Below are 23,904 nucleotides of genomic sequence, written 5' to 3'. Positions count from 1 at the left end.
CAAAATTTGTATTGAACATTGGGGTATAAAGCCTTAATTTCATTATTCTGCGGTTACGGCATGTTGTGCCTCTTTTAACCCTAAATCTTTTTTCCTTCCTGAAATCAAAAAGATTGAATGTCCGAAAGGCAGAACCCAACCGCAGAACAACAGAACCTGCCTTACTGCGACAGCAGGCAAGGTATCCAACATCGAACCCGCCTGCCAAAGCATGCCGGTAGGTTTCGAAGTCATTAAAACCAGAACCAACCTGAAACAGCCTTGAAACCATTTGAACCCTCCCGACCTGACGGTGCGATGTCGCTACGCTCCACTTGAACAATTGGAACAACCCCGACCTCCGGTACGGGATTTCGCTTCGCAAAGCCTGAAAGCCCTCAAAAAAATCGACTTAACCTTCATTCCTCCACCACTCCTTCAATATAGAGTTTGTAGCCTTTTCGCTGTTCCTGGAAATAGACTTTGATGCTTTTTTTGAAATATCCGCTTTCCCGGGCATCGAATTCAATGGCAATGTTGGAAATAGAATCCGGCAAAATAGGGGTTTCTTCCCAGTCCGGCGCAGTGCAGCCACAGGAAGGTCTTACATTGGAAAGGGTAATCGGGGCATTGCCCGTATTACGGAACTTAAATTCATAAAATGCGGATTTGCCCTGTTTTATATCCCCAAAATCATGGGACATGGGCGTTAGCCATTCTACAGATACCTGTCCAACAGAGGTTAAACCAGGAAGCAATAGCATTAGGGTTATCAGAAATTGCCGGAATTTTTTGGGGGAAAGACTTTTTTTCATATTTGAATGGTTTTGAATTACCTGATTAACGTGATATCCCCCTGGAAGATTATAACTTCTTCTCCGTTAAATTGAATTTCGGCATAATAGGTATAAACGGCCGGAGGCAGGGGTTGGCCTTTATACTTTCCGTTCCACCCGAATCCGGGGTCATTGGGCTTTGTGTTTTGGGCGCTAAAAACGTTATTGCCCCAACGGTCAAAAACAGAAAAGGATCGGACTCCTGTGACAGCACTTCCCCCCTGGATATAAAAAATATCATTGACCCCGTCATTGTTCGGGGAAAACGCATTCGGAAGGTAAACCGGGCGTGTTTTTCTGACCAAAAGCAAGAACTCATCTTCGGCAATACATCCGTTTTCATCAATGATAAGAACGCCATATTGAGTGGTGAACAAAGGGGCAACCATTATCACTGTCTGATCATTTGCCCAAAGCATATCAGTGTTCCAAATAATGGTATCTATTTGAAACGCCGAGGGATAAACGGCTTTTAGTTGAATGGTATCTCCATACTCAATAGTGGAGGTTTGATCCGGGAAAGAAGTTATTTCAACCGTTAATTCCTGAGGTTCTTCCAGGTCAATGTTATATTCACTGAAGCAGGCATTGGCATCCTTGACAATTAAAGAATACGTGCCTGCACCTAATTCTGAATAGGATAATTGATCAGAAAATATCCCGCCTTCGAAAGAAAAGGAATAAGGAGGGGTTCCACCGTTTATGTTTTGTATTGCAATACTTCCGTCTCCAGCATGGTAACAGGAAATGGGTTGAACCTCCCAGGCCGCTTCAGGGATATTATCATTTTCAGAAACCCAAACCTCATCCGTAGCAGAACAGCCGAATTCATTGGTCACTTCCAGGCGATAAAAACCAGGATGTCCGACTTCAATAATATCTGTCATCGGGTTAGACAAGGTTACTCCCGCTGGAGGCAGCCATTGGTAATAAATGCCATTTCCGGAATCGGAACCGGAGCCGTCAAGGGTGACCTGGTCTTCGTTACAGGCGATTTCCTGGTCTGTTCCTGCATCCGCGGACGGTACTGGGTTCAGAATGATAGTCACTTCAGTTGTTTCATCCGGACAGGGTGCCGGGGCATCAATATGATAGGTAAACTTATACGTGCCTGATAATTGTCCGTCTGTATTAAAATTCCCCGTAGCAGGATCAAAGGCACCAGTTGTGGAAGGAAAAAGAGAGGTTTCTGACCAACTGCCTCCGGGGGAGAAACCTGTCAAAAGATCTTTCAAAACAACGGTTGTCGGAGTATTCGTGCAGATAATGGCGGTATCTATAACACTACCGGAGGATAGGGGCTCGTTGACGATAGTTGTCCAGCTGGCATTGCCTGAGTAAGAGCATTCCGGGGCATTGATATTGGTATAAGATGAAATGGTTAAGGTGGTGGTTTCATTTAAGGTTACGGGGGGGAGGGAAAGCATAGTATTTCCTGCAGCCATTATGGGAGTGCCGTTATTCAGGGTGTAGTTAATTTCAAAATCGTCGTTGCTCCCGGATATGTCCAACTCAAATCCTACAAGGTCATTCATGCAAATAGTATCCGGCCCGATAACGGTAACGGTGACCTCCGGGCAGGCTTCCACCTGGCAGGTCGCCGTTGCGACCGTATTGCTGCAAATGCCATTACTTAATGCTGTTATTTCAATGCTTAAAGATTGTTCAGGGGCTAACCCGGTAACCGAATAAGTGGTTCCGGACAATATTCCGGGCGGACCGTCCAGATCCAGAATTTGATAGCCCGTGGCATTGGCCACCGGATTCCAGGTAAAAGAAACGGATTGGGTAGTGGATGGGCCACAAATGATAATAGGTAATTCCAGCGGGGGGGAAACTTCTACCGTCCGGGTAGTCAATGGTGAAGTACAATGGTCATCCGATAACTGCAAACTTACCGAATGAAGCCCTGTCGTATTCAAGGTAATTTGGTGCGGACCTCCGGCATCGGAAGTAAGGTTACTGGATCCTGTACCAAAATTCCAGTTGAAAACACTCCCGGCCGTCAGCGATCCGGTGAAGGTAGCGATCACGGAATCTGTCAGGCAAATGGTATCCCGGGATAAAATAAAATTCGATTCAGGCGTTTCGAAAATGTGGACCGTTAAGGTGTCACTATAAAAACACTGGGATGCCTCGAAGTGGTAGACTATTTCATGCGCGCCAATGCCGGCCACTACCGGATCAAAAATTCCGTTTAATGTATCGGTTATACCGGAGCCCGTCCACCAGCCGTTGCCATTTACGGAAGGATCAGACAAAGTGACTTCAAGAGGTATGGCATTGAGGTTATTGTCAAAACAGATGTCCGGCACCTGTGTAAACATCATTTCGATAAGGGGGCAATCCTGGGCGTAACAGGTTAAAGACGAGGATTGTCCGCCGCATAACGTGCCCATAGAGGTAACTTCGATGGTTACGGCTTCTCCCGGAGTCAAATTCGAAACCGTAAAGGTCGTATCAACCTTTACACCGGTTTGTCCCGATAAAACGATCACATTGTATCCCGTGGCGTTTGTTATTTCGGCCCAGGAAAATTCTACCGATTCCGGTGTGCTTTCGCCACAAGTTATTTCGGGGGCGGGCAAGGGGTTTTGAACAGAAACCAGTACCTGGAACAACCCTGTACACCCATTATTGGTTTCCTCGAGCGTATAAAAAGTGGATACTGTCGGGGAAACCGAAATGGTTGGCGCATTTACCGCACCGGTGCTCCATTGATAGGTATTGCCATTGTCAACAAGGGCCGTAAGGGTTATTGAGTTGCCCTGGCAGATCAACCCGTCTGTTGGCAGGATGATGGGCGTGGGTTTTGCTGTTATTACTAGATTCACCGTCAAGGTAGTTGAACAGTGTGTTAGGGTATCCGTCCCGGTAACGTCGATCTGATGGGTTCCGGGGGGCAGGTTGAAATCACGTGGATTTTCTGTAGATCCATTGTCCGCCCAGGTGTAAACATCTGCTCCTGTCAGGGTAACTGTAGCGGTTCCCTCCTGGCAAAGGTCTCCTGAAACAACGGCTTCCAATACGGGAGGATTAATAAGTGTATCCAGGATACCTGATGGGAATAGCGGGTACCCTTTGCCGAATGCCTCGAAAGGGCAAAATATTAAGCAACACCCAAAAATGAATAACGCAAGCGGGGTTTTCATAAAGAAATTTTGATAATGTGTTTTGTTTATACGAAGATAATTGAAAAAAGTTAGGCTTCGGGCAAGAGACATTGTGTATCGGTGTTAAAAAGGCATTTTTCAATCTTCAATGGAATCTTATTTTCCAACGAATGGGTTTTATTTTGTTGGCTAATATTTTAGCATTATTAATGTTTTTACGTGTATTTGGCTAATATTTTAGCTAAAATGAATAAATACAGTGTAACGAAGCTACCGTCGGATGTTCAATTGGAAACAGCTCAAAAACTTTAAGTTTTAAGAAAAGGGCTGAAATTGTCCCAATTGCAGCTTGCTGAGAAGTCAGGGGTCTCTTTGGGAAGTATCAAACGATTTGAGCAAACTGGAAAGATATCGTTTGAATCATTACTGACTTTAGCACATATTCTTGGGAGACTCAGTGAATTTGAAAGTATTTTTTTAATCGGGAATGATTTGGTGGAAGTTGAAAAATTATTCAGCGATAAAACCAGGAAATAATGAATAGTCAAAAGCAGTTGTTGGTTTCCCTGAATTTTGGTCGAAAGGAGTTTGAACCTTAAACAGCCTCGTCCCGGTTTTTGACTACGACGACTTTTAGAGGGTCTCTCCATCTGAAACCACCCCGTCCTGTTAGTGGGGGATTTACCTCAGTAATACCAGTTTCCCTTTACCCCAAAATACTCCTTCACGCGACAATTCATAAAAATATATACCTTCCGAAAGTTCCGCCAGGGATAATTCGGTAACAGGCGTCACCAGGGTGAAATTTTGCATTTTTCTGCCCAGGGCGTCAAATAATGAAAAATTGCAGGGAAGGTAGTGGTTGGATGACGGGAATATTTTTACCATGACTGAGCTCGAGGCCGGATTGGGGAAAATCACAAATTCTGCTGATGCTGCAGGGGTGTTGATACCGTCCAGGAGAATATTTACCTGATGGCTTACCGTATCGGTGCCACATTCATTTTCTACCACCAGCATCACTTCATACAGGCCGCTGTTTTCAAAAAAATGAACCGGGTTTTCTTGGTAGGATAAGGAGTCATCTCCAAAGTGCCAGGTATTTTCAGTGTGATAAGCAGAAAGGTTGAAAAAATGGACTTCAGCACCATTGAGTTCAAAATCAAAAGCAGCTAAAGGAAGCGGATCCACGGTAATGGGGGCCGAAAGGACTTGGGTAGAGCTGCCAAAAACGTTGAAACCAGTCAGCGATACTTCATAACTTCCGGAGGCTTCATAAACCACTACCGGGTTCTGCTCATATGAAATTTCAGGCGTGCCTCCGGCAAAACTCCAGTAAAGGCTATCTACTTCGGTAGAATGGTTCGTAAACTGGATGGTCAGGGGCGGACAACCTATTTCATGATCGACCGAAAAATCAATCCCGGGCAGGATGCTGATGATCTCAAGAGTATCCTGGGAAAAAGCCTCTCCACAATGGTTGCTTCCCGTCAGGGTGATGATAAAATTACCCTCCTGCTGGTACGTATGTCCGGGATTCAAAGCTGTACTGCTTGTCGCATCGCCAAATTGCCACAGTAAGGTTTCTGCATTCTGGCTTTGGTTGACAAAGTCAGCCGTAAAACCGCTGAGCTGAAATCCAAAATCGATTTGAGGCACAGTGTTTATCGAAATGTATTGCTCAAGATTCAGGGTATCTGTTCCTGCCGGATTGGTAACGATGAGTTGAACGTTGTAGGCTCCTGGCTGGTCGTAAGTAACAGTAGGGTGGGCCTCGGTAGATTGCTGAGGCTCACCCCCTTCGAAAATCCATTGATAGGCATTTAACAACCCGGCGGACTGGTTGGCAAACTGAATCTCAGCCGGCGCACATCCTTCAGTTTCCGAAGCGGAAAACGCTGCCTGGGGTGCGAAAATAATGCTTAATTCCTGGGTGGTGCTATCGGCTCCACAGTGATTGTCTGAGATTAGCATCACCGAATAAAAGCCTTCCGATGCGTAGGTATGTATGGGGTTTTGAGCGCTACTTGTCTGTCCATCTCCAAAGGTCCAGGTATAATTTTCTGCCCCGGAAGAATTATCGGTAAAGGTCACTTCTCCACTTCCCGAAAGGTTCGAAAAGGAGAAACCAGTAGCCGGGATATCGTCAATGGTAATGTAATTCTCTATGGTAAGGGTATCTGTGCCCGCAGGATTGGATACGATGAGTTGTACATCATATTGCCCGCTTTGAAGATAGGTGACCATTGGATTCTTCAGGTTGGAAACCGCCGGCGATCCGCCAGGAAAAGACCATTGGTAAAAATGATTCTGCCCGTCAGGCAGGCCGTTAAACGTTATGGCAGACTCAGCGCAGTCTTGTTGGGAGGAGGCATAAAACGCGGCTTCCGGGGGGAAAACAATAGTCACTTCCTGACTTACGGTGTCGGCTCCACAAGCATTTGATGTGATGAGGGAAACGAGGTAATTTCCAGGGCTTTCATAAGAAATTTCGGGATGAAGGGCAGGACTGGTTTCTCCGTTTCCAAAATTCCAGGAAAAGGTATTGCCATGGAGGGAAGCATTGTTAAAGGAAACATCCGGACCATTCGTTTCAAAAGAGAACCCTGCAACGGGTGCCGGGTTAACCGTAATGTAGCCTTCCTCTGTTTTGGTAACCTGGCCGGCGGCATTGAATACCGTCAAACTTACATTATAAATGCCGGGGGTAATGTATAAAACACTTGGATTGATTGCCGTTGAAAACCCAGGGATTCCGCCCTGGAATTGCCATATCCTGCTTTCTATCGTTCCGGAGGACTGATCCTGGTAATTTACATGAAACGGGGCGCAGCCTTCGGCAACCTGGGTTGAAAATCCGGGAACAGCAGGAGCCGTAAAAGAACAACTGCTGCGAACCCTCACATTGTCGATATAAAGGTTGTTGCCGGTATCGTTTTCATTTTCAAATTTTATCCTTACATCGCTTTCTCCCGAGAACTGATCCAGACTGACGGCCAGGCAACCGGATGCGTTGCACCAGTCTGCCGCCACCGCAGGAGTGAAGAAATTTGCATTATCCTGTGCCGTAGAAAAATTTTCGTTTCCTTCAAACAGGAGGAAGGGAAAACTATTGCCCCCGTCGATGGATGCGAGAATCCTCAAGGTGTCGAGGTGCGTTGCATTGCGGCGGGCGTAGGCATAGTCTAGTTCCAGCAACACGCCCGTTTCCCCGACTAAGCTGAAAGCTGGAGTGACCAGGCCGTCCTTTTGGCCGGAAGTATTGTTGTTATAGTTATCGATCATCATCGAGTACCGGCCAAAGGGAAGCCCTGCCGTCTGGTACCATAACCAGGGTAGATTGTTGTCAGGATTGATAACCTGCCATTGATCCGGCGGGGTCTCGAAAGTTTCATATAAAAGGTATTTGGTGCCATTTTCATCTACCTGAATATTTTCATCCAGGGTAACCACATCAAAACTCTGGCCATTGGTCACGGCAAGGGTCACCGGGAAACTCCCCTCAGATTCAAAGAGGATTACCGGGTTTTTTTCGGTAGAACCACTGGGGGTATTCCCTTCAAACTGCCAGGACCATGTGTTGATACCACTGGAGGAGTTATTGATAAAAGGAACTACACTACCCGGGCAAACATGGGTCACCGGCGCAAGAATACCTGCTACCGGCGGAGCGGGGGCAGGACAATCGGTTAAACAAGTGAATTCATTGGCAATGTATTCAATGTATGGGTTAATGACTTCCAGGGAGGCAGGAGACCATTGGTAGGAGGTTGAAACGCTGGGCGCCATAATGGTCGGGGAATTGGGCTCATCGTGGAGGGCGCTGAAATTATGCCCCAACTCATGGGCCTGGAGTACCCGGAGGTTGACGGCATTTGAGGTGTAGTGTTGTAAAATGTTGTAACGATTGGTGGCACAAAGGGTGCCCGGCCAGGCCAGGCCTACGGTCGAACCGTCAAAATTCCTGTTGCTCCACAAGGAAGCTACGTCAAAAGATACCCCAAAAGCACCGGAATTGCCCCAGTAACGGAAGCTTTCAAGCAAGGTATAAACATCCGTAGTCGGATTCCAGGGGTCACAGGAACTGCAGGTAGAGACAAATTGGGTAACCAGTTCAAATTGTATTTCATCGTTGAACTCATCATCGAAATTGGTTTGTACATTATTGAGGTTGCCCAGGACAAAATTTTCAACATTATCCACCCCGCCCAGGAAATCAGAAAGAAGCCAGTCTGAAGCGATGGCGATTTCTACTACATAACATCCCCCGGCTGTCTTTTCTATTGATTTTTTGGAAGGGATTAAAGGCTGTTCCTCTTCTACGAAAAGATTCATTTCGTTGAAGGCACAATGTCCGTTTTCGGTTTCAAGCACATCAGATGATTGGTAAACGAGAAATAAATCTCTTTGACTTTCGGGAATGTATCGCCATAGGGGTTCAATAAACCAGGAGACTCCTCCTGTTTCAAAAAATCCGTAAATGAACGCCGTATCCAACGTAAGGCTTACAGCTCCCCCACCGTTATTTAATTCATATCCTGAAAATGTCTTATTTTTACCTTTAGGGTGGTAAACAGGCCCTTCGGCAGTAACTTCAGTCAGAAAATAATTCTCAGATCGGATATCTTTGGGAAATAACCGGAAGTCCCCGTTGATGGCATCTCCCAACTCCAGGTGGATATCTGCCTGATCCGGGGATTGCCTTACAAAATGAACTAAGGCTGCCGCATCGATTTGGAAGATGTGGTGTTTTTTTAAAATTTTGGAAAGATCAGCCTGCTCTTTTATCGTCATTTCCTTCCCGAAAAAGGATTGGGATTGGGCAGGAGGAACCAATGCAAGAAATGTGAATACGAAAATTATCGGAAAAAGCGATCTGATCATGTTTTGTGCAGTATTTTCTCCAAACTAAACAAGATTGGATTTATAAAGCACGAATTTAGGAAAAATTGGATTTTTTACCTTAAAGTATCGGGCGGTGGTAATATAAATTACCAAAAAGTGTTAGGGTTTTATTAATTCGGCAAATAAAAGCAGCTATTATATGATTTATAGTGTTTAGACTATAGTTAATTTCACAAAAATTATCTTTGTACAAAAAATTAAATAAATGAAGAAATTATTTCAATTAGGTCTGATGATATTGGTGCTCTTGTTTGTATTTTCCAATGACACCTATGCACAAAAGTCGAAGAAGAAAAAATCAGCTACGGATGAATATTTTGATGAAAGCGGAAGCCTTAAAACCAAATTGTGGTATGGCGGAGGCTTCACCCTGGGATATTCAGGAGGTACTTTTGAGAATTTTTTCCAGATAGGCATATCGCCAATGGTTGGATACAAGATTACAGACAAATTTTCTGCCGGTCCGCGGGTTAGTTTTATTTACACCAATTACAGAGTTCAATACGGAGGAGATGTTTTGACCGCTAACCCGATTTCATGGGATGCAGGGGTTTTTGCCCGGTATAAGATCATTCCTGTGATTTTTGCACAAGTCGAATACCAGTTTCAGAATGCAGTGGAAGGGTTTACCGTAGTAAATGGAAATGAACTCGTTTCCGTCCGAAGACAAAGAAATAATTTCCTTGCCGGTTTAGGATACAGTAGTTCAGGAGGTTCTTTATTTGGCTATGAGATCCTGCTTTTGTATAATACCACCTTGCCCAGTAATGTCCTGGAAAGCCCCTTTGTAATCCGTATCGGTTTTACTTATAACTTCTAAAAAAACATGAGTTCATCCCGAATTTTCAAAAACTGTCTGAACTGGAAATTTTTTGATTATTTGAATTATTTTTTAAATGTAAAACCTGCCTGCAGACGCAGGAAGGCAGGTGTAAAACAAGGAATTTAAAACCTGCCTGCAGACGCAGGAAGGCAGGTGTAAAAGTGAGTGGGCAAAAGGTTTGGGTTTTGGAAAAAAGTCATTTTTTGTCGCAAAACACCTAACCCACGACCCAAACACTTCTAAATTTTGCGGTTACTTGTTTTAAACCTTGCCTGCTGCCGCGACGGAAGGCAGGTTTTGCGGTTTATTTCTTTTGTAAAAGAAAAATCCCGAATTTAATCTGATTAGATGAAATTCGGGATGACTCATGTTTTTTATCCATTCAACCGGGCTAAGCCGGTAAAATTATATTTTATTATGCATTGTTTCTCCTTGTTAACCTATGAATACTACTTCAGTTTGAAGGAAGTACTTCCAGCCAGGTATCCTTTGTTGTAAATCTCTACTTCGTAAGTGCCTTTGGCAAAGGCCTGCTGAGGAGCCCAGGAAGCGCATAAACTACCCGCTTTATGGTCGTATTCAAATTCTTTGGCCATGGTGTATTTTAGCTCTTCGCCGCTGGCTCCATTGGTAAATACTCCTGAACCTAAGTTTTCGATGGCGATAGTTTCTCCATTAGGATTAAGAATTCTGATGTAGTAAACTTCGGTGCCTTCATCCGCTACTGAGTTGTTAGAAGTTTCAAAGCATACTCTCAGCTGTTCAACGTTATTTGCGAAACTTTTTGAAACAGGTTTTCCATTGCTTCTCAATTTGATCCCCTCTGCTTCAATGTTATTGACTTTAATAACAGAAGCAATATTTACTTTTTTCGAAAGGGTAGAATTGTTTTTTTCCAACGCTTCTTTTTCACTGACCAAAAGAGCACGCTGAGAGCTAAGGTCAGCCGTGGTCATCCTTTCGGATTCAAGAGTCGTGGATAAGTTTTGATTTTTTTCGTTGAGTTCAATGTTCACACCTGTGAGCTGTTCGATCTCACCCCTCAGCTGGTTGATCTCAGCAACGTATTGATCGACTTTGCCCCTCAATTGGCTCAACTCTTGCTTGGCTTTAGTGAGTTGGCTTTTATTGGCGATCAATCCGTCGATCTTGTCCTTTTGGGAGGTTAACTCCACTTTTTGTTGTTCGATCAATGCATTGAGTTCTTCATTACTGCCGCGCATGCCCTCCAGTTCGGATAGCGCTTCGTAATACTGTTTTTCCAGATCAGCCTTGAGCTGTTCTGATTCATCATAGTTGGAAGAAAGTTGTTGGTTCTCACTTTTAAGATTGTAGTTTCTTATCAAAAGAAAGGTACATAAACCTAAAAGAACGACCGCGATTACTGCTGCAATAGCAGTAGTCTGCTGTTTTTTCGACGCACTTGCTGTGTTGTTTGTCATGATTGTTTTTTTTATTTTTACAAAATATAGGATGCTCTCACTAACGGTATGGAATATTCCGAAATTGTATGAACACTAATGTTTTTCATTTATCAATGACAATAACGATGGTTGGTTATTGCGAGGTAAATTCTTTATATTGCCTTGTATTTTAACGAGTTGTGATGCCTTTTTTGTATTGAGGTATCTTTAATTCTCCTCTTTTGACATTCGACCCGATAAAAAATTATTTTTTCACCAGTTTTGAAATAAACCGTTGTGGCCCCTTGGTGACTTTAAAAAGATAAATGCCCGGCACTAAGCCACTTAAATCAACCTCAGGATGATTACTTTCCGATTCAAATTGCATCTGAAGTCTGCCTTTTATATCAAAAATTTCTACCAAAGCCCCGTCAGGGATATTTTCCACATTCACATAACCTTCTGCCGGGTTGGGCGTCAGGGTTAAATTTTCATTAAAAAGCACTTCCTCGTTGTCAACAGTAAGTTCCTGGTAGGAGAGAAAGAAAAGCAGGGTTTGTATCATAGCCGGACTGACGCAACCTCCGTGATCAGCGGTCGGATCTACATCAACGGCCATGACGTCCAGCGCCCCATTGGCATTCATGACGGAATCGGCCACCACGGAATTGAGATACAAAACCTGGTCATCAGCAGTACAATAAAAAAGCCTCGTAGGAGCCTGCGGCGTCCAGTCGAATACATCGTTTTCCCGTAATGCCTGGTTGAGCGGGTGATCAGGTTGTGTAGTGATTTGGTCCAAAATGCTGTCTTGTACCATAAATTTAGGAATGGAAGCGCCTTCGTTACTGGTCAGTAGGGAAATCAGGTTGGATTGAAGGGTTGACAAAACGATCTCGCCATTGTAAAACTGGGTGATGGCAGGAACGTAGGGAGCTTTAAATAAATCCGAAATTTCGTACCCCAGGTTGGAAGCCAGGTTGTATGACAACATGGTATAGGCCACATAACCGGGATAATAATAAACCGATTCGTTAACGATAAAAGGAGTCATCGTCTCCGAAATATTATACGGTCCTGACATCGGTGCCGAGGCCGTTACCGTAAAATCATCACTGTAAAATTCCTCGATTTCTTTTTGAACCGCCGCCGCCGCGTGTCCTCCTTGCGAATAGCCCGAAATAAAAAGCTGGTCATTGATAAAAATATCATCACTTTCTTCCGCCATTTGCCGGACGGCAAAAAGCATGTCTATGGCGGCGGAGGCCTCTGATTTGGCATGCACATAAGGATGGAACCCGCGGGCCTCGCCGAGTCCCAGATAATCAGGAGCAGCAGTCACATATCCCATGCCGCCAAAAACAATGGCCAACTCGGCTCCTCCTGAAAGGTGGGAGGGAACGTCATTGGGGCCATCAACCGTGCCGTGCTGGTAACACAAAAGAGGATAAGCGAAAGAAGTGTTCCTGACAGGAATCACAACAAGTCCCGAAGCAGTGTCCAAGGCCCCGTGGATATCCAGCGTTTCATAAGTAATTCTATACAGGTCAACGGCATTTTGGATCAAAGGAGTAAAGGTGTTTTGCAGATAGTTTTGGGTGCGGTGCCCGAGATACTGGCTGCTTATCAATTGCTGGGCCTGTACTGAAAAAGCAGTAAAGAGAAATGAAAACAATAAAAGAAAGCAGAACGATTTTTTCATGGTCATTTTTTTGAAAGTGGTGCGAAGTGAATTTTTTAGATCAAATCTATTCGATCAAATATTTTTTAAAATTAGCAATTTCTTCATCAAAATTAATAAAACGATATTCCTTTTCCAATGCTTCAATTTGGAGCAGTTGTTGTCGGATAAAATGCTGGTGTGCCTGTGTATGAGGGTGAAAGGGCTTGTGCCTTGCAGCCTGGGTGATGTTTCCGATCCTTTTGGCCAGGGCACGGGTCGGGGGGGTGAAAAATGCCTCGGAAAAAGCAGACCAGATATAATCCACCGCAATCTTGTTGGGATGGGCCATATCTTCTTCGTAAAAGCGGTAGTCGCGCAATTCGTCGAGCACGATTTCATAGGAAGGGAAATAATGGACGTAATCGTGATTAGAACAGAGTGCGGCGGCGGCCAGGACAAGGGTAGCCTTGCTCCTCTGATTGGTAACCAGTCCGTCGCGAAGGTGACGCACGGGACTTACGGCCAGGATGATGTCCAGTTGAGGTTGTTCGCGTTTCATTTTTTCAAAGGAAGCTCCTAGTGATTTCACGATTTCATCGACGGTGAGCATCCGTCGGGAAAAGCTTGCCGCCGGGATTTTATGGCAATTGGCCACAATTTTTCCGGTTTTTTTAAAGACATAAACATGTGCTGTTCCCAAAGTAATGATCAGGGTGGTGGTTTCGGTTAAAAAATCCCTGCCGGCCTCCAACTTACTTTTGATGGCCAACAAAGCCTGCTCTTTGTCGGGATGGGAAAAATGCCCGTGATGGGCAAAACTGTGCCACAGTTCCTGGTAAAAAAACAGCTCTATGTCCGGTATCGGTTTTTCGTAAGACAACATATCCAGGGCATCACTGATGACCGCCGGATTATAGAGGATGCCAAATGGGTTTAAAAAGGCGCGAAACTTGTGATCGGTTAGTTTCCGGTATATATGTTCCGCAAAACAGGAACCCACACATAAAACCGAAGTCCAGTGATCAATGCGAATCTCGAATTCCGGAAGTTTTACTTTTGTGCGAAAGTCGGTCATGAAAATGGATTTTGATCAGGAAGCCCAAAGATAAGCAGTAAAAAATGGTGTACATAACTATGTTGCAATAATAACAGCGGGCATCGGGCGTGTATTGAAAATTTTAGCTTACTTAGATGGAGTCAAATGGTTTCAGGTGGAGCGTAAGACAGTCCTTCCTCCGCCGGCCACCGCCTGTTAAAAAAGCTTGTCAGGTTTTCGGTAGCAAAATAAAAGAGGAGGTTGTATTTTCGTGCCATGAAAAAACAACTGACCTTTCAGGAAAAATACCAGGCTATCCTCGATAAAGATGCCACCTATGAGGGCGTTTTTATAACGGCGGTAAAAACGACCGGTATCTTCTGTCGTCCGGCGTGTACGGCGAGGAAGCCTAAAAAAGAAAATGTAGTCTTTTATGATAGCATAAATGAGGCCATACTCAACGGTTACCGCCCGTGCAAGATTTGCAGGCCCATGGAGCCCGCCGAAGCCATGCCGGATTACATTCGGGACATTTTGGAGGAGCTGAATGAGCATCCCTACAAAAAAATAAAAGATTATGACCTGGTGCTTCGGGGCATTGAACCCAATACCATCCGCCGGTGGTTCCGGAAACATTATGATATGACTTTTCACGGATACCAACGGATGTTGCGCATCAACCTGGCCTATAAAGAAATATCCGGAGGGAAATCAGTAACCCAGGCCGCTTATGATGCCGGTTTTGAATCACTGAGCGGCTTTAACAGCAGTTATCAAAATATTTTCGGTGCTTCAGCCACTCAATCCGGGGAAAAGAATATGATCAATATTATCAGGTTTACGACTCCATTGGGGCCCATGTTCGCCTGTGCCACCGAAAAGGGGCTCTGTCTGTTGGAATTTACCAACCGGAAAATGCTCGAAACGGAATTTAAGGACCTTTCCAAAAGGCTCAATGCTGTTATCCTGCCAGGTAAAAATACTCACCTTGACCAAACCGAAGTACAGTTGAAAGAATATTTTGAGGGCAACAGGAAAAACTTCAGTATTCCACTGCATACACCGGGAACAGCCTTCCAAAACAAAGTTTGGGAAACTCTGCAAACCATTCCTTACGGAGAAACGTTATCTTACGAACAAATGGCCATTAAAACAGGAAACCCCAAAGCGGTAAGAGCTGTTGGAACGGCAAATGGATTCAACCGGATCTCTGTCATCATTCCCTGTCACCGTGTCATTGGCAAAAACGGCCATTTAACCGGTTACGGAGGAGGGCTTGAACGCAAAAAATGGCTCCTTGATTTTGAAAAAGAAAACCACCCGGAAACCAGCGACAAATAACCGAACAAACAGCGAAAAGCAACATGGATATAAGTAACATGAGAGAAGAGTTTTCACTTTCGGGTTTGCAGCGCAAAGACCTGGAAATGGATCCTGTAATGCAATTTGAAAAATGGTTCGTCCAGGCCAAGGACAGTGGCCTTATCGAACCCAACGCCATGACTTTGGCAACCGTTGATCAAAAGGGGCAACCGTCGGTCAGGACAGTCCTTTTGAAATTTTTTGACACCTCCGGATTTGTGTTCTATACCAATTACGAGAGTAAAAAAGCGAGAGATATAGAGGGTAATCCAAAAGTCGCTCTTTTGTTCCCCTGGCTTGATCTTCAGCGGCAGGTAAAGATTTTGGGCCATGTAGAAAAAGTCCCAACGGCGCAGTCATTGAAGTATTTCCTGAGTCGTCCCCGGGGCAGCCAGCTAGGGGCCTGGTGTTCCAACCAAAGTAGCGTGATCACCACCCGATCATTGCTTCATGCCAAATTTGAGGAAATGAAAAATAAGTTCCAGGACAAAGAGGTGCCCCTTCCTGCTTTTTGGGGTGGATACCGGGTCGTGGCCACGGAAATTGAATTCTGGCAGGGCCGGACCAACAGACTGCACGATCGGTTTAATTATACTTTACAGGAAAACGGGGAGTGGCTTATCGAAAGATTGGCCCCCTGATGTTAACCACCCGGCTATCACTAAATTACAAAACATAATGCACTATAGAATTAAAGGCGCCTGATTTTTGGATTGGGAGGTTGAAAATGTTTTCTGGAATTTGCTTAAGTTGCAATGCAACTGGAGTTACTTGCTTTTATCTTCCGTTTTTCCATTTAAAAATAGTAATTTCGGCCTTGAATTGATATTGAAATAATAGAAAATAGCCGATGAGTTTTCTTGATCGTATTTTTGGTGCAAAGGAAGAAACTATAGCACAACCGGACATCCGGTTTGGACGGTATAGTGATTCCTATAAGGTTGGGGCAAATTATGATGCCTGGGATGCCGCCCTGGAAAAATTTGAGGAAGCGCAATACCTGGATTCTTACCGGGCTTTTTTTAATTATCTCCGCGATGAAGAAGAAGACAATGTACATTGGTGGGAAGAAAATGGCGGGATAAGATTTGAAATTTTCCAGGGATCCAAAAAAATCAGCGGGTTTGCCGACGATAAAAATTTCCGGGCCAAGGCCAGTATTGCCAAAACAGATCAACTCAATGTTGGTTTTCTAAGGAGACTGCTGGAAAAGAATTTTAGTATGAACTTCGGCAGGTTTGCTCTTGGGGATGAAAATGAATTGCTCGTGGTATTTGATTCTTATACCCTCGACGGATCCCCTTATAAACTATATTTCGCCCTCAAGGAAATGGCGATCCAGGCAGATAAATTTGATGATCTCCTGCTCGATGAATTTGATATGCTTCAGCCTATGGAAGTTTCCCATCTCATCGAAATTCCCGAACCGGTCAAAGAAGTAAAGTATAATTTTATTGTTTCTGAAATCAATAAAGTCCTGCTGGAAATAAAGGAAGGCGCGCTCGACGCTGACAAATATCCAGGAGGAATAGGGTATTTATTGCTCAACCTGGTGTACAAGCTTGATTACCTCGTGAAACCGGAGGGTTTTATGATGGAAGCGCTGGAACGTATGAACCGGCTTTATTTTGCTATTGACGATAAAAGCATCGCTGAAAAAAATCGTTTGTTGTCCCGGGAACTGGAAAAACTCCTGGATCGTAAGAAGAAAGCCTTCTTCAAGGAAATGTACCGAGTGAAAGCTACTTTTGGCATTACTCCGTCCGTGACCCATGATCGGGTGGTGAGTTTCATCGATGGTGAATTGAAACACATGGACTGGTATTGTGAGAACAAGTACATGGAAGTGGCCATGGCAATTCCAGGCTTCATCGTTGGTTATTGCCTGTTTAATTTTGCCGCGCCACGTCCTGACAGGGATTTTCTCCATTTGTATTACCAGATCACGGAAAGGGAATATTTTAAAAACCTTGGATTTACCTTAAAATTCACCGAAGAAGAAACGGGTAATCTCAATAAAAAAGCCATCAAAAAAGCTATTGAAAAAATAGTCGATAAAAATGAAGGGGTTTTTCCTAAACTCAGTCCTTCGCTCTCCGCCCTCAATTATGATTCCATGACAGAGTTTGCCCGGTCGTACCTGATGATGGTGCGTAACCTGGATATGACAAAAGTCGATTAGTAATGGAAAAAAATGAAAAATATTTCAGGGAATTGCTGGAAGAAGTAAAAGATCCGGAGATTCCCGTCCTTTCTATTGTTGATCTTGGAATCGTCAGGGACGTCAAGGTCAGTGAAGGGGAAGTGGAAGTGATCATTACGCCAACTTACTCCGGCTGCCCGGCTATGGACTTTATTGAAGTCAACATCAAATCTCTGCTTCAACATTCCGGAATCGATAAAGTAAAAGTTACTACTGTGCTGCATCCTGCCTGGACTACGGACTGGATCAGCTCCTCCGGCAAGGAGAAATTACGTGCTTACGGCATCGCGCCTCCTGTCGGAAGTTCTCCGGATAAATCCATCCTTTTTGGCAAAGAGGTGACCGTTGCATGTCCGCGTTGCGGGGCTGAAGATACGACCATGATCAGCCTTTTTGGCTCCACGGCCTGTAAATCCCTTTACAAATGCAATGCATGCAAAGAGCCTTTTGATTATTTCAAGTGTCACTAAAAACGGTTGGCATTGCAATTAGGCCCTGACTCCGTACCGCAGGTCGGGAGAGTTCAAAGGGTTCAAGTTGAGCGCAGTTCATCCTGTACCGGAGGTCAGGGTTGTTCAATGAGTTTTGAGAGTTCACTTTAGTCTTTAACCTTTTTTATATCCAAAAAATTCTATTTCTTTGTAATCACTCCAAATTAACCAGTAACCAGTAACCAGTAACCAGCATGTCCACCATTCTTTTCGAAAAAATCGGCAACGTCGCCAAAATCACCCTCAACCGCCCTGAGGTGTACAATAGTTTTAACCGTGAAATGTCCCTCGAACTTCAGCGGGTGCTGGAGGAATGTGAAGAGGACATGGAGGTCAGGGCTATTTATTTGACGGGGTCCGGTAAAGCTTTCTGTGCGGGTCAGGATCTTCAGGAAATAACGGGAGAAAATCCTCCGGATTTGTCAACCATATTGGGAGAGCATTTCAATCCCATCGTCCGACAGTTAAGGAGCATTGAAAAACCTATTGTAGGAGCTATCAACGGGGTAGCTGCAGGCGCTGGGGCAAACTTTGCCATTGGATGTGATATCACTGTGGCGGCAGCTTCTGCCGTTTTTATCCAGGCCTTTTCAAAAATAGGCTTGATTCCCGATAGCGGAGGAACCTATTTTCTTCCAAGGTTGATCGGACGCCAACGAGCCGCTGCTTTAATGATGTTGGGCGATAAGGTCACCGCTGCCGAAGCCGAAGCTATGGGCATGATCTACAAAGTCATTCCCGATAAAAAATTCGAGGCCGAAAGCTGGGCCCTGGCCGAAACCCTTTCGCAAATGCCCACCAAAGCCCTTGGACTGATCAAACGTGCTCTAAACTATTCTTCCGAAAAAGATCTGGATAATCAGCTCGATATAGAGGATCACCTCCAGTCGGAAGCCGGCCAGACTTATGATTTCAAGGAAGGCGTTCAGGCCTTTTTAGAAAAACGGAAACCTTTGTTCAAGGGGGAGTGATCGGGTAGTTGTTGTTCAAAATAAAAGGCCGGTTTGAAAAGAAATTGCGAATCCATGAGTGAACAATTTAGCAAGCAAAATACCCAGGGCACCAACGCGCTCTTTGCTAAACTTGGGTTTGGTTTGGCTGTCCTGACTTTATTCCTGTGCTTATTTTCTTTCCTAAGAGATCCCGTCATTCTTAGATCCGGGGAAGGACTGCCCTGGACAATCATTCTATTGGTGCTCCCCATTCCTGTTTTTACTGTTTTGGGATTGATCTTCAGTATCCTTGGTTATGTTAAAAAAGAAAGCCACAAATACTATAAGCCCATTGGTCTGGCTTTGAATATTTTATTATTGTCAGGCATGCTAATTTTATTGTTTTTTGGGATAGCCATGTTGAATTAAATTTTTTTTCGAGTGCTATTTCAAAATCCGCTGGTTAAAATAGGCCCATTATCCAGGGGAAAAATAAAAAACCGCCAGAGCAATGACAGTGAAGAGAACCACAGTAATTACGTGATTTACACAAAATTACAGGTCAGAGCTCGTGGCGGTTTTTAGTGTGGCCAATGGGCCGTTTTCATAGCTTTACAGCCTCTTTAGGCGATGTAATGGCGGATGTTTGTTTTACATCCGCGTTAGTTAATAGTGTCAAGAGCGCGTTTTGGGTTTAGGGTTTTCGGTTTCCTTCAGCATTTTGGGTGACGGATTATCAATAAGCCGTCTGAAAAACAGATTGTTTTTTTGGGTTGTTGACACAAAGAAGAGACAAAAAAATTACTCCTGCAATAGGTAAAAAGTGACCGGAAGCCTTTGGTGTAAAAATTAGGAGAGTTTAACTTTTAGGCGTAAATTTGGACACAGGTGTTAAAGGATATTTTGGTGGCAAGTCATTGAATATGAAGGAGATAATTTAAATGTTAAAATGCACTCTCCTTTAAAACTTTAACTTTAACACTCACTAAGGAACTGTTAAACGGCGTTTTTTAAGACAAATGGACCCAGATCAGGAAAAAAATAAAAAGTCGGTGATCAATCCCAGGGGAGGAAATTATCAAAGAAAGGAACTCATGCTTGATGAGTATGTCAGCGGCATTTTGGCCGGCGACCGGATTATCCTGAGCAGAGCCATAACCCTCCTGGAAAGCACCCTTGAATCTCATCGCCAACTGGCACGGGAATTGGTGGAAAAATGCTTACCACACTCCGGAAATTCGTTCCGACTCGGCATTACCGGTTCGCCGGGAGTGGGAAAGAGTACCTTTATTGAATCTTTCGGCCTGGATCAGATTCAAAAAGGTAGGAAAGTCGCTGTATTGGCCATAGACCCGTCCAGTGGGGTGACCAGGGGGAGTATCCTTGGAGATAAAACGCGGATGGAAAAATTATCGAGAGCCGCCGCTGCATATATCCGACCTTCAGCGGCAGGGGATTCTCTCGGCGGAGTTGCCCGAAAAACCAGGGAGACTATCCTGTTGTGCGAAGCGGCCGGGTTTGATATGATCATCATAGAAACGGTAGGTGTGGGCCAGTCGGAAACGGCAGTGCATTCCATGGTCGATTTTTTCCTGTTGTTATTGCTTCCCGGTGCCGGCGATGAATTGCAGGGCATCAAACGCGGAGTGATGGAAATGGCCGACCTCATTGCGGTGAATAAGGCGGATAATGATAGGATGTTGGCCGCCCAGCAGGCGAAACAAGCCTATCAGAATGCCGTGCATCTTTTTCCGGCCAAAGAAAACGGATGGCCTGTAAAGGTTATGCTTTGTTCGGCACTTGAGAATACAGGGGTGATTCAGATTGCGGAGCAGCTTGAACGGTTTAAGCTGGAAATGAAAGCCAAAAACCTTTTTGAAAGCAACAGACGTTCCCAGGCCAGGTACTGGATGTTTGAATACATCAATGCCAAACTGAAAGACCGGTTTTTTAATCATCCCAAAGTGAAAAAGCAAATTAAAATAATTGAAGATCAGGTATTGAAAGGGGAGGTTTCTTCTTTTAAGGCAGGGGATACCTTGTTTGATTTGTTTAATGAAAAAAATAATTTCTAATTAGAGATGTTTAGAAAAAACGAAATAAAAATTTAACCGCGAAGGACGCAAAGATTTCTCCGCGTCCTTTGCGCCTTCTCCGCGCGCGCTGCGGTAAAAAAAAACGGACTTCTTTTAAAATGATACTATATCAAGCTAACATAAACCACTTAGACAAAATACTCGAACTATTCCGGGAAACCATCTTAAATGTGAACGATAAAGACTACAACGAAAACCAGTTAAAAGCATGGGCCGCCGGTTCAGCAGATAAGGAACGGTGGGCAAAAAAGATTGCCACCCAGTATTTTGTTTTTGCAGAAATCGATGAAAAAATGGCAGGATTCAGTTCAATAGACCCGAAAGGGTACCTGGATACGATGTTCGTCGATAAAACTTGTCAAAGAATGGGGGTAGCCTCATTTTTGTATGCGGAAATGGAACGTAAGGCCATTGAACAAAAGAATGAAACCATCGTTTCAGATATAAGCATCACTGCGAGACCTTTTTTTGAACGCAAGGGCTTTTACGTCGTGAAGGAACAACAGGTTCCGTGCCGCGGAGAGATCTTGCAAAATTTCAAAATGAAAAAAAAATTAACTCAATAACATTTTTGTTTACCATTAACAAAAAGGCAAATTTTGAAAACACAGCAATTAAAATCCTGTGTTTCAGTATTTATTCCATCTGTGTTTTTAAATTTTGTCAAATTAATAAATCAAAACATTATTAAATGAGATCACTAACTGTAACAGTAGTCATTGTTGTTTTAGGATTAATCCTGCTGATGAGCGGTTGTAACAATTACAACAAATTCGTCGACATGGAAGAGAATGTCGAAAATGCCTGGGGAAAAGTACAAAGCGCCTACCAGCGTCGTGCGGATCTGATTCCCAACCTGGTAAACACGGTTAAAGGAGCTGCAGCTCACGAGAGGGAAACCCTGGAAGCAGTGGTGAATGCACGTGCCAAAGCCACAAGCATCACCGTTGATCCTTCAAAGTCCACCCCGGAACAAATGAAAGCATTCCAGGAAGCCCAATCAGGATTGTCACAGTCTTTGGGTAAATTATTACTCATCACTGAAAATTATCCGCAGTTGCAGGCCAACTCCAACTTTAAAGAGCTTCAGGTGCAGTTGGAAGGAACAGAAAACAGGATTAAAGTGGAAAGGGATCGTTACAATGATGAAGTGACGGCCTACAATAAAAAGGTGCGTAAATTTCCGGCCAGTTTCTTTGCCTCCATTTTCGGATTCGGGGATAAGACCCAGTTCGAGGCCCAGGAAGGTTCCGAAAATGCTCCACAGGTTGAATTTTAAAATATGATCCATTTTTTTAGTAAAGAAGAAGAAGAGGCCATCATCTCATCCATTCGCAAAGCGGAGTTAGATACCTCCGGCGAAATCAGGGTGCATTTGGAAGATAAACTGAAAGGGCCGGTTATAGACCTGGCAGTTCGTGTTTTCAAACGCCTTGGAATGCATAAAACAAAGGCCCGTAACGGAGTACTCATTTTAATTGCTCCCAATGACCGGCAATTCGCCATTATCGGTGATAAAGGGATTGATGGAGTGGTACCCGAAAATTTTTGGGACGAAGAGAAAAGCCTGATGCAGGAGCACTTCAAAAGAGGTGCTTTCTGCGATGGCGTTTGTGCCGTTATCAGCCGGATAGGAGAAAAGCTTAAAAGCAATTTCCCTTATCAGGATGACGATGAAAATGAACTGCCGGATGAAATTTCCTACAGCAGTTAAGATTTACAGATAATAATATGAAACTTAAACTTAGAATATTACCCCTGTTTTTGTTACTGACAACCGCCCTTATCGGACAAAAACAGCTTCCTCAAAGGACGACCAATGCGGTAAATGATTTTGCCGGAATGCTTTCTTCTGCCGAAAAGGCTGGCCTGGAGCGCAAACTCAGACAATATCAGGAAGAGACTTCCACCGCTATTGTGATTGTGACCGAAAATTCCCTGGACGGGGAAGATGAATTCGAATATACCAATCGAATGGCACAGGCTTGGGGAATCGGCACCGCTGGCAATGATAACGGCGTACTCATTTACGTTGCCAAACAGGACCGCAGGGTAAGAATTCAAACCGGTTACGGCTCGGAAGGTTACCTTCCCGATGCCATGTCCAAAAGGATCATAGACAATATCATTACCCCGGCATTCAAACAAGGCAATTATTACGGCGGACTGGACCAGGCCACAGATGCCATCATGGATCTCGGGCGTGGGGAGTATGTCAATCCTGAAGCAGGCAAACGGAAAGCCAAAGGAGGGGTCTCCGGAATTTACATCATCATTTTCCTGATTATCATCATTTTCATTTTTTCCAACTTCGGCGGTGGAGATGACGATGACGACGGAGGTTATTATCGTGGAGGTCGTTATGAAGACCAAAACAGAAGAAGAAGAGGCGGCGGATTTTTCATTTTCCCAGGCGGCGGCTTTGGCGGTGGATCAGGCGGTGGTGGCGGCGGTGGTTTTGGCGGCTTCGGCGGCGGTGGTTTTGGCGGCGGCGGTGCCGGCGGAGGGTGGTAGGCTGATGCTTGGCTGGTTACTCGATACTGGTTACTCGATGCTGGTTGCTTGTTACTGGTTACTTGTTACTGGTTGCTGGTTGCTGGTTGCTTGGTGCTCGTTACTGGTTGATAGGATTGATTAAATTTAAATTTTTGCATGGAGAAATTAAAATTGGCTGACCAGCCACAAAAAGAGATCGTTCCGGGCTTCCTGGCCAGCATGATTCATACAGCCAATATGACCTTTTCCCTGGTGGAGGTGGAACAGGGGGCCATGCTTCCGGAGCATCACCACGTTCACGAACAGGTGACCCAATTGATCGAGGGCGCATTTGAATTAACCCTCGAAGGCAAGACGATTCTCCTGCAACCCGGAGATATGATCGTTATCCCGTCCAATGTAAAACATTCCGGGCTTGCCCTCGAAAAGAGCAAATTACTCGACGTCTTTCACCCGGTGCGGGAAGATTACCGTTAAACATAGTAGGCGGGGCAATTTTTAAAGTGTTCCAAAGAATCCAATTTTTAGACTTTTCTTCCCCAAAAAATCAGACTCATCACCCCTGT

Annotated in this window: 20 protein-coding genes; 14 read left to right on the top strand and 6 right to left on the bottom strand. The window is 44.4% G+C overall.

The genetic code is table 11. From position 1 onward, the window contains the following. Nucleotides 1–398: 398 nt before the first annotated feature. Together H6571_20680 and H6571_20675 are read right to left on the bottom strand one after the other, a co-directional pair. Entirely contained in the window at nt 399–794 is a 396-nt protein-coding gene (locus H6571_20680) for a DUF1573 domain-containing protein (GenBank protein MCB9326168.1), read from the bottom strand. A gap of 17 nt (nt 795–811) precedes the next feature. Further along, nucleotides 812–3,967: a gliding motility-associated C-terminal domain-containing protein gene (locus H6571_20675; GenBank protein MCB9326167.1), complete on the bottom strand. Its 3,156-nt coding sequence runs from the start codon at nt 3,965–3,967 to the stop codon at nt 812–814. Between the two features lie 288 nt (nt 3,968–4,255). On the opposite strand from H6571_20675, the gene H6571_20670 reads away from it, so the two are divergent. Beyond that, a complete protein-coding gene (locus tag H6571_20670) occupies nt 4,256–4,465 on the top strand; it encodes a helix-turn-helix transcriptional regulator (GenBank protein ID MCB9326166.1) in 210 nt (69 codons plus the stop codon). A 144-nt stretch (nt 4,466–4,609) separates the two neighbouring features. On the opposite strand, the gene H6571_20665 is transcribed toward H6571_20670, so the two are convergent. Beyond that, a complete protein-coding gene (locus H6571_20665) occupies nt 4,610–8,812 on the bottom strand; it encodes a PKD domain-containing protein (GenBank protein ID MCB9326165.1) in 4,203 nt (1,400 codons plus the stop codon). Between the two features lie 226 nt (nt 8,813–9,038). Between H6571_20665 and H6571_20660 the strand changes: the two genes are divergently transcribed. Beyond that, nucleotides 9,039–9,653 carry a hypothetical protein gene (locus H6571_20660; GenBank protein MCB9326164.1) on the top strand — a complete coding sequence of 205 codons (615 nt, stop codon included), beginning with the start codon at nt 9,039–9,041 and terminating at the stop codon, nt 9,651–9,653. A 452-nt stretch (nt 9,654–10,105) separates the two neighbouring features. Here H6571_20660 and H6571_20655 read toward each other — a convergent pair whose 3' ends face one another. The 3 genes from H6571_20655 to H6571_20645 form a co-directional block, all read right to left on the bottom strand. Then, nucleotides 10,106–11,098 (bottom strand): hypothetical protein, encoded by a 993-nt coding sequence (locus tag H6571_20655; protein ID MCB9326163.1) that lies wholly within the window; start codon nt 11,096–11,098, stop codon nt 10,106–10,108. A 226-nt stretch (nt 11,099–11,324) separates the two neighbouring features. Further along, a complete protein-coding gene (locus tag H6571_20650; GenBank protein MCB9326162.1) occupies nt 11,325–12,761 on the bottom strand; it encodes a T9SS type A sorting domain-containing protein in 1,437 nt (478 codons plus the stop codon). A gap of 46 nt (nt 12,762–12,807) precedes the next feature. Beyond that, nucleotides 12,808–13,797: a GSCFA domain-containing protein gene (locus H6571_20645; GenBank protein MCB9326161.1), complete on the bottom strand. Its 990-nt coding sequence runs from the start codon at nt 13,795–13,797 to the stop codon at nt 12,808–12,810. Nucleotides 13,798–14,034: 237 nt separating this feature from the next. On the opposite strand from H6571_20645, the gene H6571_20640 reads away from it, so the two are divergent. From H6571_20640 to H6571_20585, 12 genes are all read left to right on the top strand, one after another. Continuing rightward, nucleotides 14,035–15,099: a methylated-DNA--[protein]-cysteine S-methyltransferase gene (locus H6571_20640; GenBank protein ID MCB9326160.1), complete on the top strand. Its 1,065-nt coding sequence runs from the start codon at nt 14,035–14,037 to the stop codon at nt 15,097–15,099. Nucleotides 15,100–15,122: 23 nt separating this feature from the next. Further along, complete coding sequence (pdxH, locus tag H6571_20635; GenBank protein ID MCB9326159.1) at nt 15,123–15,761, top strand: pyridoxamine 5'-phosphate oxidase; 639 nt, start codon at nt 15,123–15,125, stop codon at nt 15,759–15,761. A gap of 209 nt (nt 15,762–15,970) precedes the next feature. Then, nucleotides 15,971–17,302: a hypothetical protein gene (locus tag H6571_20630; GenBank protein ID MCB9326158.1), complete on the top strand. Its 1,332-nt coding sequence runs from the start codon at nt 15,971–15,973 to the stop codon at nt 17,300–17,302. Nucleotides 17,303–17,304: 2 nt separating this feature from the next. Then, nucleotides 17,305–17,793, top strand: a complete 489-nt coding sequence (gene paaJ / locus H6571_20625) for a phenylacetate-CoA oxygenase subunit PaaJ (protein MCB9326157.1) — start codon at nt 17,305–17,307, stop codon at nt 17,791–17,793. A 215-nt stretch (nt 17,794–18,008) separates the two neighbouring features. Further along, nucleotides 18,009–18,785: a 2-(1,2-epoxy-1,2-dihydrophenyl)acetyl-CoA isomerase gene (locus H6571_20620; GenBank protein ID MCB9326156.1), complete on the top strand. Its 777-nt coding sequence runs from the start codon at nt 18,009–18,011 to the stop codon at nt 18,783–18,785. Between the two features lie 54 nt (nt 18,786–18,839). Beyond that, a complete protein-coding gene (locus H6571_20615; GenBank protein MCB9326155.1) occupies nt 18,840–19,175 on the top strand; it encodes a hypothetical protein in 336 nt (111 codons plus the stop codon). Nucleotides 19,176–19,765: 590 nt separating this feature from the next. Continuing rightward, nucleotides 19,766–20,821: a methylmalonyl Co-A mutase-associated GTPase MeaB gene (gene meaB, locus H6571_20610; GenBank protein ID MCB9326154.1), complete on the top strand. Its 1,056-nt coding sequence runs from the start codon at nt 19,766–19,768 to the stop codon at nt 20,819–20,821. Nucleotides 20,822–20,940: 119 nt separating this feature from the next. Beyond that, nucleotides 20,941–21,408: a GNAT family N-acetyltransferase gene (locus H6571_20605; protein ID MCB9326153.1), complete on the top strand. Its 468-nt coding sequence runs from the start codon at nt 20,941–20,943 to the stop codon at nt 21,406–21,408. 125 nt (nt 21,409–21,533) lie between these two features. Continuing rightward, entirely contained in the window at nt 21,534–22,121 is a 588-nt protein-coding gene (locus H6571_20600) for a LemA family protein (protein ID MCB9326152.1), read from the top strand. A gap of 3 nt (nt 22,122–22,124) precedes the next feature. Then, nucleotides 22,125–22,556 carry a TPM domain-containing protein gene (locus tag H6571_20595; protein MCB9326151.1) on the top strand — a complete coding sequence of 144 codons (432 nt, stop codon included), beginning with the start codon at nt 22,125–22,127 and terminating at the stop codon, nt 22,554–22,556. Nucleotides 22,557–22,573: 17 nt separating this feature from the next. Continuing rightward, on the top strand, nt 22,574–23,356 hold the full coding sequence (locus H6571_20590; protein ID MCB9326150.1) for a TPM domain-containing protein: 783 nt from the start codon (nt 22,574–22,576) through the stop codon (nt 23,354–23,356). Nucleotides 23,357–23,494: 138 nt separating this feature from the next. Then, nucleotides 23,495–23,815, top strand: coding sequence for a cupin domain-containing protein (locus H6571_20585; protein ID MCB9326149.1), 321 nt, complete (start codon nt 23,495–23,497; stop codon nt 23,813–23,815). Nucleotides 23,816–23,904 lie beyond the last annotated feature (89 nt).

The organism is Lewinellaceae bacterium, assembly GCA_020636105.1.
Classification (GTDB): Bacteria; Bacteroidota; Bacteroidia; order Chitinophagales; family Saprospiraceae; genus BCD1.
This window is presented reverse-complemented; position numbering and strand designations above follow the sequence as displayed.

Coding starts and splice junctions, on each gene's coding strand:
- H6571_20680 (MCB9326168.1), bottom strand. CDS start 794: ATGAAAAAAAGTCTTTCCCCCAAAAAATTCCGGCAATTTCTGATAACC.
- H6571_20675 (MCB9326167.1), bottom strand. CDS start 3,967: ATGAAAACCCCGCTTGCGTTATTCATTTTTGGGTGTTGCTTAATATTT.
- H6571_20665 (MCB9326165.1), bottom strand. CDS start 8,812: ATGATCAGATCGCTTTTTCCGATAATTTTCGTATTCACATTTCTTGCA.
- H6571_20660 (MCB9326164.1), top strand. CDS start 9,039: ATGAAGAAATTATTTCAATTAGGTCTGATGATATTGGTGCTCTTGTTT.
- H6571_20655 (MCB9326163.1), bottom strand. CDS start 11,098: ATGACAAACAACACAGCAAGTGCGTCGAAAAAACAGCAGACTACTGCT.
- H6571_20650 (MCB9326162.1), bottom strand. CDS start 12,761: ATGAAAAAATCGTTCTGCTTTCTTTTATTGTTTTCATTTCTCTTTACT.
- H6571_20645 (MCB9326161.1), bottom strand. CDS start 13,797: ATGACCGACTTTCGCACAAAAGTAAAACTTCCGGAATTCGAGATTCGC.
- H6571_20640 (MCB9326160.1), top strand. CDS start 14,035: ATGAAAAAACAACTGACCTTTCAGGAAAAATACCAGGCTATCCTCGAT.
- pdxH (MCB9326159.1), top strand. CDS start 15,123: ATGGATATAAGTAACATGAGAGAAGAGTTTTCACTTTCGGGTTTGCAG.
- H6571_20630 (MCB9326158.1), top strand. CDS start 15,971: ATGAGTTTTCTTGATCGTATTTTTGGTGCAAAGGAAGAAACTATAGCA.
- paaJ (MCB9326157.1), top strand. CDS start 17,305: ATGGAAAAAAATGAAAAATATTTCAGGGAATTGCTGGAAGAAGTAAAA.
- H6571_20620 (MCB9326156.1), top strand. CDS start 18,009: ATGTCCACCATTCTTTTCGAAAAAATCGGCAACGTCGCCAAAATCACC.
- H6571_20615 (MCB9326155.1), top strand. CDS start 18,840: ATGAGTGAACAATTTAGCAAGCAAAATACCCAGGGCACCAACGCGCTC.
- meaB (MCB9326154.1), top strand. CDS start 19,766: ATGGACCCAGATCAGGAAAAAAATAAAAAGTCGGTGATCAATCCCAGG.
- H6571_20605 (MCB9326153.1), top strand. CDS start 20,941: ATGATACTATATCAAGCTAACATAAACCACTTAGACAAAATACTCGAA.
- H6571_20600 (MCB9326152.1), top strand. CDS start 21,534: ATGAGATCACTAACTGTAACAGTAGTCATTGTTGTTTTAGGATTAATC.
- H6571_20595 (MCB9326151.1), top strand. CDS start 22,125: ATGATCCATTTTTTTAGTAAAGAAGAAGAAGAGGCCATCATCTCATCC.
- H6571_20590 (MCB9326150.1), top strand. CDS start 22,574: ATGAAACTTAAACTTAGAATATTACCCCTGTTTTTGTTACTGACAACC.
- H6571_20585 (MCB9326149.1), top strand. CDS start 23,495: ATGGAGAAATTAAAATTGGCTGACCAGCCACAAAAAGAGATCGTTCCG.